The sequence below is a fragment of the Arcobacter rhizosphaerae genome, from assembly GCF_049472155.1.
Taxonomy (GTDB): Bacteria; Campylobacterota; Campylobacteria; order Campylobacterales; family Arcobacteraceae; genus Arcobacter_B.
Genome location: NZ_JBMOVW010000002.1, coordinates 150,860 through 165,751, shown reverse-complemented (window position 1 = coordinate 165,751; position 14,892 = coordinate 150,860). Strand labels below are relative to the sequence as shown.

General features: G+C 27.3%; 19 protein-coding genes. 16 read left to right on the top strand and 3 right to left on the bottom strand.

Going from position 1 to position 14,892, the window contains the following annotated elements; translation table 11 throughout:
* Positions 1–29 precede the first annotated feature (29 nt).
* From ACH5BH_RS03860 to ACH5BH_RS03835, 6 genes are all read left to right on the top strand, one after another.
* Positions 30–179, top strand: a complete 150-nt coding sequence (locus ACH5BH_RS03860) for a hypothetical protein (protein ID WP_423297524.1) — start codon at positions 30–32, stop codon at positions 177–179.
* Between the two features lie 22 nt (positions 180–201).
* A complete protein-coding gene (locus ACH5BH_RS03855) occupies positions 202–693 on the top strand; it encodes a hypothetical protein (RefSeq protein WP_423297523.1) in 492 nt (163 codons plus the stop codon).
* 483 nt (positions 694–1,176) lie between these two features.
* Complete coding sequence (locus tag ACH5BH_RS03850) at positions 1,177–1,419, top strand: hypothetical protein (protein ID WP_423297522.1); 243 nt, start codon at positions 1,177–1,179, stop codon at positions 1,417–1,419.
* Between the two features lie 124 nt (positions 1,420–1,543).
* A complete protein-coding gene (locus ACH5BH_RS03845) occupies positions 1,544–1,678 on the top strand; it encodes a hypothetical protein (RefSeq protein ID WP_423297521.1) in 135 nt (44 codons plus the stop codon).
* Between the two features lie 257 nt (positions 1,679–1,935).
* Complete coding sequence (locus tag ACH5BH_RS03840) at positions 1,936–2,250, top strand: hypothetical protein (protein WP_423297520.1); 315 nt, start codon at positions 1,936–1,938, stop codon at positions 2,248–2,250.
* Between the two features lie 386 nt (positions 2,251–2,636).
* The gene (locus ACH5BH_RS03835; RefSeq protein ID WP_423297519.1) at positions 2,637–2,966 is read left to right on the top strand and encodes a hypothetical protein; all 330 of its coding nucleotides are present in this window, start codon (positions 2,637–2,639) and stop codon (positions 2,964–2,966) included.
* A gap of 59 nt (positions 2,967–3,025) precedes the next feature.
* On the opposite strand, the gene ACH5BH_RS03830 is transcribed toward ACH5BH_RS03835, so the two are convergent.
* Positions 3,026–3,400 carry a hypothetical protein gene (locus tag ACH5BH_RS03830; protein WP_404306539.1) on the bottom strand — a complete coding sequence of 125 codons (375 nt, stop codon included), beginning with the start codon at positions 3,398–3,400 and terminating at the stop codon, positions 3,026–3,028.
* A gap of 107 nt (positions 3,401–3,507) precedes the next feature.
* Here ACH5BH_RS03830 and ACH5BH_RS03825 point away from each other — a divergent pair, with 107 nt between their 5' ends.
* The 6 genes from ACH5BH_RS03825 (at position 3,508) to gmk (ending at position 8,398) form a co-directional block, all read left to right on the top strand.
* Entirely contained in the window at positions 3,508–4,218 is a 711-nt protein-coding gene (locus ACH5BH_RS03825) for an SDR family NAD(P)-dependent oxidoreductase (protein ID WP_423297518.1), read from the top strand.
* Between the two features lie 180 nt (positions 4,219–4,398).
* Positions 4,399–5,193 (top strand): 30S ribosomal protein S2, encoded by a 795-nt coding sequence (rpsB, locus tag ACH5BH_RS03820; protein ID WP_404306537.1) that lies wholly within the window; start codon positions 4,399–4,401, stop codon positions 5,191–5,193.
* Positions 5,194–5,195: 2 nt separating this feature from the next.
* The gene (gene tsf / locus ACH5BH_RS03815; protein WP_404306535.1) at positions 5,196–6,239 is read left to right on the top strand and encodes a translation elongation factor Ts; all 1,044 of its coding nucleotides are present in this window, start codon (positions 5,196–5,198) and stop codon (positions 6,237–6,239) included.
* 39 nt (positions 6,240–6,278) lie between these two features.
* On the top strand, positions 6,279–6,959 hold the full coding sequence (locus tag ACH5BH_RS03810; protein ID WP_404306533.1) for an ABC transporter ATP-binding protein: 681 nt from the start codon (positions 6,279–6,281) through the stop codon (positions 6,957–6,959).
* Positions 6,956–7,777: a hypothetical protein gene (locus tag ACH5BH_RS03805; RefSeq protein ID WP_423297517.1), complete on the top strand. Its 822-nt coding sequence runs from the start codon at positions 6,956–6,958 to the stop codon at positions 7,775–7,777. Before ACH5BH_RS03810 ends, ACH5BH_RS03805 begins: the two co-directional genes overlap by 4 nt.
* Before the next feature lie 3 nt (positions 7,778–7,780).
* Complete coding sequence (gmk, locus tag ACH5BH_RS03800) at positions 7,781–8,398, top strand: guanylate kinase (protein WP_423297747.1); 618 nt, start codon at positions 7,781–7,783, stop codon at positions 8,396–8,398.
* Between the two features lie 2 nt (positions 8,399–8,400).
* On the opposite strand, the gene ACH5BH_RS03795 is transcribed toward gmk, so the two are convergent.
* Positions 8,401–10,023 carry an EAL domain-containing response regulator gene (locus ACH5BH_RS03795; RefSeq protein ID WP_404306529.1) on the bottom strand — a complete coding sequence of 541 codons (1,623 nt, stop codon included), beginning with the start codon at positions 10,021–10,023 and terminating at the stop codon, positions 8,401–8,403.
* Positions 10,024–10,161: 138 nt separating this feature from the next.
* Between ACH5BH_RS03795 and ACH5BH_RS03790 the strand changes: the two genes are divergently transcribed.
* The gene (locus tag ACH5BH_RS03790; protein WP_423297516.1) at positions 10,162–12,600 is read left to right on the top strand and encodes a heavy metal translocating P-type ATPase; all 2,439 of its coding nucleotides are present in this window, start codon (positions 10,162–10,164) and stop codon (positions 12,598–12,600) included.
* Between the two features lie 9 nt (positions 12,601–12,609).
* On the top strand, positions 12,610–12,849 hold the full coding sequence (ccoS, locus tag ACH5BH_RS03785) for a cbb3-type cytochrome oxidase assembly protein CcoS (RefSeq protein ID WP_404306525.1): 240 nt from the start codon (positions 12,610–12,612) through the stop codon (positions 12,847–12,849).
* A gap of 24 nt (positions 12,850–12,873) precedes the next feature.
* Here ccoS and ACH5BH_RS03780 read toward each other — a convergent pair whose 3' ends face one another.
* A complete protein-coding gene (locus ACH5BH_RS03780; protein WP_404306523.1) occupies positions 12,874–13,164 on the bottom strand; it encodes a c-type cytochrome in 291 nt (96 codons plus the stop codon).
* A 196-nt stretch (positions 13,165–13,360) separates the two neighbouring features.
* Between ACH5BH_RS03780 and ACH5BH_RS03775 the strand changes: the two genes are divergently transcribed.
* Both ACH5BH_RS03775 and hemH read left to right on the top strand, forming a co-directional pair.
* Positions 13,361–13,948, top strand: coding sequence for an ATP-binding cassette domain-containing protein (locus ACH5BH_RS03775; RefSeq protein WP_423297515.1), 588 nt, complete (start codon positions 13,361–13,363; stop codon positions 13,946–13,948).
* 1 nt (position 13,949) lies between these two features.
* A complete protein-coding gene (gene hemH, locus ACH5BH_RS03770; protein WP_423297514.1) occupies positions 13,950–14,885 on the top strand; it encodes a ferrochelatase in 936 nt (311 codons plus the stop codon).
* Positions 14,886–14,892: the final 7 nt, after the last annotated feature.

The window sequence follows — 14,892 nt, the reverse complement described above, 5'->3', positions numbered from 1 at the left end:
AAATCCAAATTATTTTTAAAGAGTTAATTATGAAAAAATTGATATTTTTTATTTCAATGACAATTTTATGTTTTTATTTTGTTAGTATCTCTGCGGGAGTAGGGGTATTAATTTTAGCTATTATAAGTTTTATTGTATCAAATGATAAAAATGATAAATTTCAAAAACCTGAACTTTAACTTGCATTCTATGTTTTAATAAGTGAAAGTTTTAGAGACTATTATTTCGAAAATAGGGGTCAGTCGCCACTTTAAAAAAAGTCAAAATCACAATTCAAGACCTGATCACTTAATTTCTAAATTAGGTGGAGATTGTGTAGGAAGATTTACTTTAAGAACATCAATTGCTGCTGTTGTTGGTGGAACAGTATCTCAAAATACTGGTGGAAAGTTTGCTAATGGTGCTGTTTCAGGTGCATTTACTCATATGTTTAATGCAGAAATGGCAAAATCATTAAATCAAAAAGAATTAGAAATAATGAGAAAAAAGGCTGAGGCAAATGCTTTATCTATGGATAAAAGTGTTTCTAGTTGGAGAACACATTATAAAGTAAGAAGTGATTTAAACGAAATAAATGAGGTACTAGAATCAAATATAGGGAAGATTAATAATGTTGGAATAGCAGGCGCTTCTATAGGAGCTAATTATGGTAAATCTTTTGGTAAAGAAGGAGTAATACTTGGAGTTTTCTAGGATAGTTACTGGTGCTGCCTCAGTTTCATTTGGCTTTTATGATGATATAAAAGTTTATATTGATGGAGCTAGTTTAAAAAAGTAATAAGGAAGAATAGTGATTGTTTATTTAATTTTAACATTTGTAACTATATTAATATTTTTTAATTTAGTTAATCAAGAATATGAAAAATTAATTGAAAATGTATTAATATTTATTTTTTTAGGTTTAATATCTTTATTTTTTTAATTTATTTTTAAGCGTATAAAAAAAGAATATCCTGATGAAAAGTAAGTAGTATATTTATTTAATCCAAAGGTTGACTCCCCACTAAAAATAGGGGTCAGGTCATGAATTACCAGTTTAAAAAAAGATAAATTTATAATTCAACATATGCAAGAGGATTTACTTTAAGAATATCAATTGTTGTTGGTGGTGGAACAGTATCTCAAAATACTGGTGGAAAATTTACTAATGGTACTGTTACTGGTGCGTTTGTTCATTTGTTTAATCGGTTTGGCTATGCAAATTCAGTAGAAGGTCAGAATCAAAGAATAAAAGAACATTCCAATGAATATCCATTATTTGTAAAGTTTATAGATAAAGGTTTAAATTTATTAGATGTTGCATTGGATGCAGGAGTAGGTTTTGCTTTAGGAGTAACAGTGGCAATATTTATAGAGAAGTCTATTAATCCATATTTTATTGCAGGAGCAGGTGTAGCAGGAGCAAAGTTGAAACTTTAATTTATGAAGCGACAGGAGTAAGAAGAACAGCTCAAAAATTATGGCATGATATGAAAAATATTCAGATAAATAATCCATATACAAATCCTGCTTTAAATCCAAATTACTTTTAAGGAGAGTTAAGATGAAAAAATATAGTACAATATTAATATTAATATTTTTAATAGGAATCTATTTTCAAAGTATAGTTATTCTTACTACCGTACTTTTATATGGAGTACTTGCATATATATCATTAAATAAAAGTGAAAAATACTAGTAATAATTAAAAAAATAGGGGTCAAAAAATTAGGGGTCAGGTCATGAATTTCCACTTTAAAAAAAGTCAAATTCACAATTTAACACCTGATTTTAATTCCTAAATTAGGTGGAGATGGTGCAGGAGGATTTACTTTAAGAACATCAATCGCTGTTGTTGGTGGAACAGTATCTCAAAATACTGGTGGAAAGTTTGCTAATGGTGCTGTAACTGGTGCTTTTATTCATATGTTTAATAATTATGGAGAAGAATTATATATGAAAAAAGCATTAGGAAATCCAAAGAAACATCCTATGGAAACTACAATTAAACCGGGATATAAAAAAGGTTTACATGTTGTAAATCAAGTATCAGGTGCTTTAGTAGTTATGCATTCAATAGAATCAACTCCATTTTCTCCAGAGTCACTATTTTGGGAGGTTACAAACTTTTCTTCTGAAGTACTTTTATATATTGCAGGAGAAAAAGGAATTTTACAACAAGTTAGTGATACTATTAAAAATAATGCAATTGATACGATGAATGAAGATAGAAAAACAATAGGATACTTTATGAAGGAGGTATTAAAATAGTGGAAACAAACTGCGATAAGCATCTTAAAAATGCTAAAATCGGGGTATTGTATATATTAGCTATTATTATAGCTGCAATTTGTAAAGATATAATAACCCCATTAATAGCAGGGGGGATAACCATTTTTTTTACATATAAAGCGTTAATATATATTTTACCATATTCAAAGTGTATATCTGAATATAATAAAAGAAATAAACCTCTTTATTAGTTTCAAGTGTAATTTTATGAAAATTGTATCTGGGGTTTGAAGTCTTCACTTTTGGAAAGTGGAGTTTCAAAGATAAAAAAATAGAAAAATAGAGGTCAGTCGCCACCTTAAAAAAAGTCAAAATTATAATTCAACATTTGACCGCTATTACTATTAATTCATAAAGGAATAATATTGAATAAAGATGATATATTCATGATAGTTACATTTTTATTGTGCCTTTCCATATTTAGTTTTATTTTATTTGAGAAAATAGACTATTTCTATATATTTATTTTATCTCTTGCCACAGAAAGCTTTTTAAAATCTATATATGATATAAAAAATGAAACAGGCAATAAGTCAATGTATATATATAGTAGAGAAACTAATCAAAAGTTAAGATACTTAGCTTTTTTTGTTAGTGGGTGGATTTTACTTTTAATTTTAAATGTAATTTATAGAAAAATAGTTATGCCAGAGGCTGAATTTTCAATTTTTTTAATTTTAAATGCAATTACATAATGACAAAATTAACTAGGCAATAAGTTTAGTAAACTCTAATTGCCTAGCTAATTTTAATATTATTTATTTATTTTTTTTATTTCGATAAAACATAAAATTAATAAAACAAAAAAGAAAATTGGATCTGACCAACCAAAACCTGAAAAGTATCCTTTTAAACATGCATAAAAAGTTATGATAAAACCTAAAAGATTTGTTACTAATAAACCTTTCAATAATTGTGTATAAACCTCAATATTACTTTGCATATTTCTAAAGAATAAACCTATAAAACCTATCCCTCCAAGAAAAATACTGTTATGTTGTGACAAGAACATTGCGTATTCGTCATTTATTTGCATACCATATAGTGGCCATAATTGATTTGGAATAAAAAATAAAACAACTGCAAATATTAGATATATTGAGCTGTGTATAGTTAGAAAATTTTTCATGATTGTCCTTTTTTATGAAACTATAACAATAAATATTAATTTTGTCAATCAAGTTGACAAAAAAGATTTTTTGATGTATGCTTTTATAAATAAATCAAAGGAACAATATGAATTTAGAAAATAAAATAGTTTTAATTAGTGGGGCAAATGGAGGACTTGGTAAAACATTAGTTGAAAAAATGTTAACTCAAAATGTAAAAAAGATTTACTGTACAGTAAGGAGTATCTCAAAAGCTAGAAATATCCAAAACTTATCTTCAAAAGTTCAGTTAGTAAAAGTAGATATAACAAATAAAGAAGATCTAAAAAATTTAACTTTAAATATTGATAATATAGATCTTTTAATAAATAATGCAGGAGTAAATAGTCAAAAAAGAATACTTGAAGCTTCAACTCTTGATTTTGATGTAAATGTTATTGGTACGTTAAATTTAACAAAATCATTAATTATAAAACTAAATAAAGGAGCGAAAATTGTAAATATTACATCAGTATTGGCTTTATGCAACTTTCCAGTTATGGGCTTATATTCTGCTTCAAAAAGTGCTTTACATTCTCTTACACAAGCACTTAGAGCTGAAATGAAATCTAAAGACATCAGTGTATTAGAAGTTTTACCAGGTCCTATTGATACAAATATGACAAAAGAAAGTGATATTCCTAAATCTTCAACTGTTGAAGTAGTAGAAGAAATTTTTGATGCAATAAAGTTGAATAAAAAAGAAGTTTATCCTGATGAGTTTTCAAAGTCATTAAAAGAGAATTTAGAAAAAAATAAAGATATTATTGAATTGGAGTTTGAAGAATCACTAGCTTAATATACAAGTATATGTTAAGTTTTATGGCTTAAAGAAAAATTAAACTTATCTTAGATAAAATCACGGTTCTAATTTTAATTAGAAATGTCACATGTGTCAAATTCCTGTTATGGGTTGTGCAATTTTGCATTAAGGGACACAGAGGCAAAACCCAATTTTAAATATATCCAAGGAGATACTATGGTTACAATGAAAGACCTATTAGAGTGTGGTGTACACTTCGGACACCAAACAAGAAGATGGAATCCAAAAATGAAAAAATTCATTTTCGGTGTAAGAAAGAACATTTATATTATTGATTTACAAAAAACATTAAGATATTTCAGATATACATATAATGTAGTAAGAGACAGAGCTGCTGAAGGTCAAACAATGGTATTTGTTGGTACTAAAAAGCAAGCAAGTGAAGCTATTAAAAGAGCTGCTGAATCTTGTGATATGCCTTACGTTAACCACAGATGGTTAGGTGGTATGTTAACAAACTACGGAACAATCAAAAAATCTATTAGAAAATTAGAAATCATCAAAAAGATGAGAGAAGAAGGTCAATTAGACTTATTAACTAAAAAAGAAGCATTAATGCTTTCTAGAAAAGAGCAAAAGTTAGAGCTTTACCTAGGTGGTATTAAAGAAATGAACAAATTACCAGATATGATGTTCATTATTGATGCGGTAAAAGAAAGAATTGCAATCAAAGAAGCTAGAAGATTAGGAATTACTGTTATTGCTCCTTTAGATACTAACTGTGACCCTGATTTAGTTGATTTACCAATTCCAGGTAACGATGATGCAATCAGATCTATTCAACTATTTTGTAATGAAATGGCTGCAGCAATTAACGAAGGTAAAGCTGCATTAGCTGAAGAAGGTCAAGAAGAGGAAGTTGTTTCTGCAGAAGAAGCACAAGAAGTAGTAGCTGAAGCTGTTGCAGAAGGTGAAGCTGAAGCAAACGAATCAAAAACTGAGGAAGCGTAATTATGGCTGGTGCAACTCCAAAATTAATTAAAGAATTAAGAGAAAAATCTGGTGCAGGAATGCTTGATTGTAAAAAAGCATTAAATGAGTGTGATGGTAATATCGAAGAAGCACAAACTTGGTTAAGAGAGCAAGGTCTTGCAAAAGCTGCTAAAAAATCAGGTAATGTTGCTGCTGAAGGTTTAGTAACTATTATTGTTAATGATGACAAAACTAAAGCTACAATGACTGAGGTTAATTCACAAACTGACTTCGTTGCTAAAAATGAGCAGTTTATTGCATTAACTAATCAAATTACAACTCATGCACAAGAAAATAACTTAAATGATGCAGAAGCTTTAGCTGCTTCTAATATTGAAGGTCAAGACTTTACAACTTTCTTAAATGAAAAAATTGCAGTTATTGGTGAAAACTTAGTTGCAAGAAAAGTTGTAAATGTTGAAGGTCCTGTAGTAAATGGTTATGTTCACTTAGGAAAAGTAGGGGTTGTTTTAGCTGCTAAATGTGATGACGCTGCTAAAGAAAAGACTGCTGAATTATTAAAAAGAGTTGCAATGCACGCAGCTTCTATGAAGCCAACTGTTATTTCTTATTCAGATTTATCAGCTGAATTCATTGAATCAGAAAACAAAGCAATTATTGCTGATATTGAAAAAGAGAATGAAGAGTTAGTAAGACTTGGAAAACCTCTTAAAAATATCCCTCAGTTTGTTTCTAAACAACAATTAACTGATGAAGCTATTGAAGCTGCAAAAAATGAAATGAAAGAAGAGTTAATCGCTCAAGGTAAACCTGAAAAAATTATCGACAACATCGTTGCTGGTAAAATTAACAGATGGATTGAAGATAACTCTCAATTAGATAAAACTCATGCATTATTATCACAAACTTATGTTATGGATGATTCAATGACTGTTGAAGAAGCTATTAAAGCTGTTGACGCATCAATTGAAATCGTTGAGTATGTAAGATTTGAACTTGGTGAAGGTATCGAGAAAAAAGAAGAAGATTTTGCTGCAGAAGTTGCTGCACAAATGGGTAACTAATAATTATTTATAATTATAACTACTTAAAAGGATTATGTAATGGGTGTACAAAATAAAAAAGAGGCACTCATTACTTCTCCTCTTTTAAAAGCTGAAAATTTATTTCATAAATTTGATTATGAACTTTTTGAAAATATAAATCTGTCATTATACAAAAAACAATCTATTGCTATTATTGGTACAAGTGGAAGTGGAAAATCTACACTTTTAAATATTTTATCTTCATTACTAAAACCTTTTAAAGGTGAAGTGTTTTTTGAAAATAAAAGCCTATATAATATAAAGCAAAAAAATCTTTTAAAGATAAGAAGAGAAGATTTTGGTATAATATTTCAGGCACATTATCTTTTCAGAGGGTTTACTGCAAATGAAAATTTAGATATTGCTAAACTTTTAAGTACAGAAGAAATAGATAATAAATTACTAAAAGATTTAGGAATACAGCATGTTTTAAATCAAGCTGTAGGAGAGCTAAGTGGTGGACAACAACAAAGATTATCTATTGCTAGAGTTTTGACAAAAAAGCCAAAAATTATATTTGCTGATGAACCAACAGGTAATCTTGATAAAGATACAGCAAATATTGTTATGGATACACTATTTAGTTATATTGAAGAAAAAGAAGCAGGTTTAATTCTTGTTACACATGAAAATGACTTAGCTATGAGATGTGATAAAGTTTATAAACTTGTTGATAAAAAATTGCAGGAGATAAAGTGAAATTATTATTGATATGTGAAACTGCAATAATAGAACAAATATTTTCATTAGTATGTAAAAAATTAAACTTAGATTTAACAATTACAGATGATACTAGTGTAAAAGAAAATTATGATTTAATTGTAATTGATCAAAGTTTTATTGATGACAAGTTTAATATTATTAAGCAATATTCAAAAAGACTTGGAGCTATTTCAAGTGAAGAACTTCCTTTTGATAAATCAAGAGATTTTATAATACCAAGACCTTTTTTACCTACAAAACTTCAAGAAATTATTAAAGAAGAAGTTGAAAATATAAAAGAAGATGAAAAAGCCGCCACAGAAAAGTTTATAAATACTCCTAGACATTCTAATCTTGAAGATGACTATTTTGAAGATGAAGAAGTTACTATTCCTATTACTGAGTATGTTGAGTCTTTAGCTGATGATATTTATTCTGATATTGAAGATGACAATGATGAGAGTATAGTAAGTTTAGCTTCTCTAAAAGAGGGTGGAGTTTTAGATGATAATGAACTTAATAAAATCAATAATATTCTAAAAGAAGAAGAGATCCAAAATGAAGTAGCTATGGATCAGCAAGATTGGAAAGATATTTCTGATATTATTGATGATGCCCTAGAAGAAGTAAAAGAGTATGAATTTAACTTAGATGAAGGTCAAGGTGAATCAGAGCTTTTACCTTATAAATTGGTTTTAAGTGATTACAGTATAAATGAGCTAAAGCCATTTTTAGAAAAGTTTAATCAAGAAGTGATTGATAAGCTTTCAAGTGGCAAAAGCGTTGATATTAGATTAGTGTTAAAGGATAAATAGTTGATAACAGAAAAACATGGTGCAATTCTTATCTTATCAGGTCCTAGTGGTTGTGGTAAGTCTACTTTATTAAAAGAAGTATATAAAGATATTGAAGATTACTATTTTTCAATATCTACAACTACAAGAGAGCCTAGAGAAGGTGAAAAACATGGTGTCGATTACTTATTTACTTCAAAAGAAGAGTTTGAAAAAGATATAGAAAATGGTGATTTTTTAGAGTACGCAAATGTTCATGGAAACTATTATGGTACATCTTTAAAGCCAGTTAAAGAGGCTTTAAATGAAGGAAAACTTGTAATTTTTGATATTGATGTACAAGGTCATGAATTAGTTAGAAAACAACTAGATGATGTTGTTACTTCTGTTTTTATTACAACTCCAAATTTAACTCAATTAGAAAGTAGATTAAATCACAGAGCTACTGATTCAAAAGATGTTATAGAAAAAAGAATTAAAAATGCAAAACAAGAAGTAGAGTTTTTTCAAGATTATGATTACTTTATAGTAAATGATGATTTAGAAGCTGCTTCAAAGCAATTAGTAAGTATTGCTAATATTGCTAGAATAAAAACAAAACTTTATAATAAAGAAAATATAGTATTAAGTTGGCTTAAATAAGCCTACTTAATACAGTCATAGTTTATTGGTCTTTCAAAGTAGTAACCTTGACAATAATCGATTTTTAATTCTTTTATTTTTTCATAAATTTCTTCTTTAGATACAAATTCAGCTACAGTTTTTACACCAAATTCTTTTGAGAAATTAGCAATTGTTGTAACTATAATTTCTAAATCTTTTGAAGTATTAATATTTTCAATTAATGAACCATCTATTTTTACAAAATCAATATCAAGTAATGTTAAAAGATTGAAGTTTGAGTATCCTGCTCCAAAATCATCAACTCCAACTGAACAGTTGAATTTTCTTACATTTTCAATAAATTTTGTTACTTCATCAAAGTCTGATATCTCTTCTGACTCTAATATTTCAAATTCTAAAAGATGAGAGTATTCTTTATTTTGCTCTAAAATATCATAAATAAATGCAGTAGTTTCTTCATTTGCGATATCATCAAATGAAATATTTACAGAAACTCTTTTGTTTTTATTTTTAATAAGTTTAAATGAATCATCAATAACAATTTTAATAATATTAGGATATAACTTTGTTCTTTTTGCTACATTTATAAAGTTAATAGGAGCAATTTCTTTGTTGTCTTTTGTTACATATCTAATAAGTGCTTCATATTTATAAATCTCTTTTGTATATGTATCTACGATAGGTTGAAAATACGCTTGGAAAAGGTTTTCTCTAAATCCAATTTTTACTTGTTTAACCCATTTTATATTTTCTTCAAATGATTCTTGAATATTAAAAGCTTCATTATAAATCATGATTCTTTGCATTTTACTTCTTGCATAATTTATAACTCTTTGTGAGTATTTAAAAGCTCTTGAACCATCACCTTTTGCGATACCTATTGTTACATTTATATCAATTTCATCTTCATTTATAAATAATGAGTCTTTTTCTATTTTATCTGCAAAACTTTTACACAAATTATAAAATTTATTAACATCTTCATTTTTATCTTTATAAACAATAGCAAATTTATCTGCTTCCATTCTATAGATTTTGAAATGTTCTTCATTGAAGTGTTTTTTTATAGCTTTTGCTAATTCAGAAAGAATTACATCACCATTTTTTTCACCAAATAAATCATTGATAGTTGAAAATTCGTCAATATCAAGTAAAGCCATTAAATCAATTTCTGTTGTTTCTAAATCTTTCTTTAGTCTATTTCTATTTGGTAGATTTGTAAGTTTATCTATATATAAATCTTTTAATTCGTGATAAAGTAGTGATTGTGACATTACTTGTAGTAACTTTGCCACATCAATTGGTTTTAGAACATATTTATCAACACCTATATCAATAGCTTCTAATAAATACTCTTTATTAGAAAAAGCAGTTGCTACTATGATAGGGATATTCATGTTTATTTTTTTAATTTCTTTAACCATTTCAAGGCCATTCATATTTGGCATATTTACATCAGTAATGATTAAATCAATTTCATCTTGATTTTTTTTAAATAGTTCAAGACCTTCTTGTCCATCTTGAGCTAAGTATTGCTTTTTGGTGAAGCCTTTTAAAATTTGATGGGTTACATCTCTTAAATCTTTTTCATCTTCAGCATAAAGTATTGTTATGTTTTTCAATATAGAAATATTATTTACCATTAAGATTTACTCCATAATTATTACGATATAATATCATATTTAGATATAAATAAAGTTAATCATTCACTAAAAAAGACTGTCAAACTAGAAATAAATATCAATTTAAAAAATTATTTATAAAAAATAGGAATATTATAAGTGTCAAAAGTAAAGTGTAATCATTGTCATTTAAGTTTTGATGATGATATTATGATAAAAGAAGGTGAATTAAATTTTTGTTGTAAAGGGTGTCAAGGAGTTTATCATCTTTTAAAAGATGATGGCTTAGATTCTTTTTATGATAAACTTGGAAACAAAACTATTACTCCACCTTTAAAACTAGATAATGACGATTTAGAAAAATTTAATACAGCAAGTTTTGAAAGCTCTTATATAAGAACAACTCCTGAGGGTTTTAAGCAAATTGATTTGATTATTGAAGGAATTCATTGTGCTGCTTGTGTATGGTTAAATGAAAAAATACTTTTTGAAACAAAAGGTATTATAGAAGCAAATATTAATTTTACAACTAATAAAGCTGTTATTACTTGGGATAGTGAAGAAATAAAACTATCAGATATAATCCTTCGAATAAGATCCATAGGGTACAATGCTTATGCTTATGATTCTTCAATAGCAGATAAAAAAGCAACTCAAGCCAAAAGAGATTATTTTATAAAGATGATGGTTGCTGTTGTTGGTAGTATGAATATTATGATGCTAGGGGTTGCTAAATATACAGGCTTTTTTACTGGAATGAGTGATGAAGTTAAATGGATGGTTCACTTAGGGGAGTTTTTACTTTCAACTCCTGTTTTATTTTATTCTGGTTGGGTATTTTTTAAAGGTGCATATTATGGTTTAAAAAATAGAGTTTTAAATATGGACTTTTTAGTAGCTTCTGGTGCTACTCTTACTTACATATATTCATTATTTATTTTATTTGGAGCAAAAGGCGAGAGTTATTTTGATTCAGTTGCTATGATTATTACTTTTGTTCTAGTAGGAAAATACTTAGAAGTAATAGGAAAAAAATCAGCAGTAGATACTTTAGATAAAATAAAATCAACTCTTCCCTTAGAAGCTGTAGTAATTAAAGATGGTAAAAGAGAATCTATTTCTTTAAATAGCATAAATATTGGAGATATTGTTGAAATTAAAGCAGGAGATAAAGTTCCTGTTGATGGTATTGTAAAAAAAGGGAGTGGTTCCTTTGATGAATCTTCTCTTACAGGAGAATCTCTTCCTGTATATAAAAAGCAAGGAGATAGTTTATATAGTGGTACTATTAATACAAATTGTGTGATAGAATTTGAAGTTACAAAAGATTTTAAAAACTCAACTTTTTCTTCTATTGTAACTTTATTAGAAGACTCTTTAAATTCAAAACCGAAAATACAATCAAAAGCAAATGAAGTTTCAAAAGGTTTTACAGTTTCTATTTTAACTCTTTCTTTTTTAACTTTTTTAGTTTGGTATTTTTTTGGTGTTGATTTAGGTTTTGATTATGAGGGTACAAACCATTTTGAAAAGTCTTTTATTGTTGCTGTATCTGTTATTGTTATTGCTTGTCCTTGTGCTTTAGCTTTGGCTACACCAATGGCTAGTTTAATAGGAATTTCACTATTAGCAAAAAAAGGTCTTTTATTTAAAGAAGCTAAGTTTATAGAATCACTTGCTTTAACAAATACAGTTGTTTTTGATAAAACTGGAACTTTAACAAAAGGAAAGTTAAAAGTTGTAAAAACTGAAATTAGCTCTGAGAATCAAAAAAAATTAAATTTACTTTACTCTCTAGCTTCTTCGTCAAAACATCCTGTTAGTATTGCTGTTAAGAACTATTTAGAAGAAAAATATGATTTAACTTATCAAGAACTTTATGATATAAAAAGTATAGATGCAAAAGGTCTTAGTGCAAAATATAAAGATGAAGATTCAAATATCTTTACTTTACTTGGTGGAAATAAACAATTAATTGAAGCTAATAATATTGCTTATGAATATGAATCAAATAAAACTACTTATATTTTTTCAGTAAATGATGAAGTTATAGCAACTTTTGAACTAGAAGATGAAATAAAAGATAATGCAAAAGAGTTGCTTTCATATTTAAAACAAAATAATATTGAAGTTATAATGCTTACAGGAGATAATGAAAATGTAGCAAAAGATGTTTGCCAAAAACTTTCAATTGACAAGTTTTATGCAAAACAAACTCCTATTGATAAGGCAAATTTTATTAAAAAACTTAAAGAAGAAGGTAAAACAGTTGTTATGGTAGGTGATGGTGTAAATGATTCTGTTGCCCTATCAAATGCAGATGTTGCAGTTGCCATGGGTAATTCAGCAGATATTACAATGCAAGTTTCTGATATAGTTTTACTAAATTCTTCACTTATGTCTTTAAGACAATCTTTTGTAATTTCAAAAAGAACATATAAATTTATAAAGCAGAATTTAGCTATATCTTTAGTTTATAATATAATTACAATACCCTTTGCTATGTTTGGATATGTTATACCTTTAGTTGCAGCATTATCTATGAGTTTAAGCTCATTACTTGTTGTTGTAAATTCGCTTAGAATAAAAATGAAATAGGATAAATTTATGATAAATGATACTTTATTTATGATGTTAATTGTGGGATTGATTATATCTTTTGGTTTATTATTACTTTTTGTATGGGGTGCAAAAAATGGCCAATTTGATGATTCAAATAAAATGGTTGATGGTTTGCTTTTTGATAGTGAAGATGATTTAAATGATGCTATTAATAAAGAAAAAAAAGTAAAAAACGCTAAAGAATCAAAAATAAAGAAAGATGAGAATAAAAACGAGGTTAGTTAAACTAACCTCTTGAAGAATTACTAATTATTTAAATGCAGCAATTTTCTTAGCTAAGTCAGCAATATCAGCATCAGAAAGTCTAGCAACTTGACCTTTCATAACACCCTTCATAGCTCCACCATAAGATCCATCTTTGTAACCTTTTAATGCAGCGATTGTTTTTGCTTCATCCCAACCAGCGATAACTGCAGATTTACCTAAAGCTTTCTTTTCACCATTTGCACCATGACATCCAGCACATGCAGCAAAAGATGCAGCAGATAAAGTAGCAGCAGTTGCTGCAGCGAATAATGTAGTTAATACTAATTTCTTCATTGTTTCTCCTTGAATTTGAATAAACATTTTAGCTATTTTTTCTTTTTGCTTAGCTTAATATTCACAATTAACTTTTTTACATCAATATAAGTGTTACCTATAATTGTGTATCAATTGTGAAGATTTTTTAAATGAATTTTGGAAAGCTAAAGGCAGTTTTTTATATAGTATGTTTTTAAATTACCAAGAGGTTTTTATGGAAAATAATACAGTTTTAAAAATTGATAATTTAAGCTTTTCTTATAAAAAAGACACACCTATTTATGAAAATTTTTCAATGACTTTAAAAAAAGGTGAACTCTTTACAATTTTCGGAAAAAGTGGGAGTGGAAAAACGACACTTTTTGAATTAATTACAGGAACTTTAAAACCTCAAAGTGGATCTATAGAAAAACAAAGTTTAAGTCTTATTTTTCAAGACCCTTATAACTCTTTTCATCCCACTTATAATATAATTGAACAAATAAAAGATGTAATTAATTATGATTTTTCTAAAGATATAAAAAAATATTTGAAACAACTGAGTTTAAATGAAGATTTTTTGTATAAAAAACCTTATGAGCTAAGTGGTGGGCAATTACAAAGATGTTCTATTTTAAGAGCACTTTTAATGAAGCCTAAACTTCTTTTAGTTGATGAACCAACATCAGCTTTAGATAATATTATCGCTTATGATGTAATGAAACTTTTAATAAAATATTTAGATGAATGTGCAATTTTATTAATTACACATGATATTGATTTAGCTACATGGTGTAGTGATAAAATTATAAGATTGGATTAAAATGGAAAATAATAAAAAAGCCTTAGTTTTACTTAACATGGGTGGAGCTAGAAATAAAAATGAATTAAAACTTTTTTTAACAAATATGTTTAATGATAAAAATATTATTGCAGCCCCAAAACTAATTAGAAAAATGATTGCATTTTTTATCACAACTTCAAGACTTAATAGTGCTTGGAAAAACTATGAAGAAATTGGTGGATTTTCACCTTTAAATCCATTAACTGAAAAGTTAGTAGATAAAGCAAATGAAAATATAAAAGGATATAAAACTTATCAAATTATGAGATATACACCACCTTTTGCAAAAGATGTAGTTGAGCAAATGAAAAAAGATGGAATAGAAGAAGTAACTTTACTTCCTTTATATCCACAGTTTTCCACAACAACTACTAAGTCTTCTTTAGAAGATTTTAAAGCTTATGCAAAAAAATCTTTTAAAATAAGAACAAAAGGAACATTTTTTAAAAATGAAGCTTTCAATAAATGTATTGTTGAAGAGATAAAACAAAAAGTAAATTCACAAGCAAGTGAATTTAATCTTATATTTTCTGCTCATGGCTTACCTCAAAAGATTGTAGATAAAGGTGATCCTTATGAAAAGCAAATGAATAGACATGTAAAAATATTATCAAAAATGCTTGAAAATCAAGGGCAAAAGTTTAAGTCTATAAATTTAGCTTATCAATCAAAAGTAGGTCCTATGAAATGGCTTGACCCATCACTTGATGATATGCTTGAAAATTTTAAAGATGAAAATGTGATTATTTATCCTATTGCATTTACAGTTGATAATTCTGAAACTGATTTTGAACTTGATATTGAGTATAGAGAAATAGCTGAAGAAATTGGAGTTAAAGAGTTTAGAGTTTGTAAGTGTGTAAATGATAGTGATATGTTTATAGAGGCTATTAAGGATATAATAAAAGTAAAATAGGAAGAAG

What these genes read in the sequence shown, in the direction of transcription:
- ACH5BH_RS03860 (WP_423297524.1), top strand. Translation starts at nt 30, where the DNA reads ATGAAAAAATTGATATTTTTTATTTCAATGACAATTTTATGTTTTTAT.
- ACH5BH_RS03845 (WP_423297521.1), top strand. Translation starts at nt 1,544, where the DNA reads ATGAAAAAATATAGTACAATATTAATATTAATATTTTTAATAGGAATC.
- ACH5BH_RS03840 (WP_423297520.1), top strand. Translation starts at nt 1,936, where the DNA reads ATGAAAAAAGCATTAGGAAATCCAAAGAAACATCCTATGGAAACTACA.
- ACH5BH_RS03830 (WP_404306539.1), bottom strand. Translation starts at nt 3,400, where the DNA reads ATGAAAAATTTTCTAACTATACACAGCTCAATATATCTAATATTTGCA.
- ACH5BH_RS03825 (WP_423297518.1), top strand. Translation starts at nt 3,508, where the DNA reads ATGAATTTAGAAAATAAAATAGTTTTAATTAGTGGGGCAAATGGAGGA.
- rpsB (WP_404306537.1), top strand. Translation starts at nt 4,399, where the DNA reads ATGGTTACAATGAAAGACCTATTAGAGTGTGGTGTACACTTCGGACAC.
- tsf (WP_404306535.1), top strand. Translation starts at nt 5,196, where the DNA reads ATGGCTGGTGCAACTCCAAAATTAATTAAAGAATTAAGAGAAAAATCT.
- ACH5BH_RS03810 (WP_404306533.1), top strand. Translation starts at nt 6,279, where the DNA reads ATGGGTGTACAAAATAAAAAAGAGGCACTCATTACTTCTCCTCTTTTA.
- ACH5BH_RS03795 (WP_404306529.1), bottom strand. Translation starts at nt 10,023, where the DNA reads ATGGTAAATAATATTTCTATATTGAAAAACATAACAATACTTTATGCT.
- ccoS (WP_404306525.1), top strand. Translation starts at nt 12,610, where the DNA reads ATGATAAATGATACTTTATTTATGATGTTAATTGTGGGATTGATTATA.
- ACH5BH_RS03780 (WP_404306523.1), bottom strand. Translation starts at nt 13,164, where the DNA reads ATGAAGAAATTAGTATTAACTACATTATTCGCTGCAGCAACTGCTGCT.
- ACH5BH_RS03775 (WP_423297515.1), top strand. Translation starts at nt 13,361, where the DNA reads ATGGAAAATAATACAGTTTTAAAAATTGATAATTTAAGCTTTTCTTAT.
- hemH (WP_423297514.1), top strand. Translation starts at nt 13,950, where the DNA reads ATGGAAAATAATAAAAAAGCCTTAGTTTTACTTAACATGGGTGGAGCT.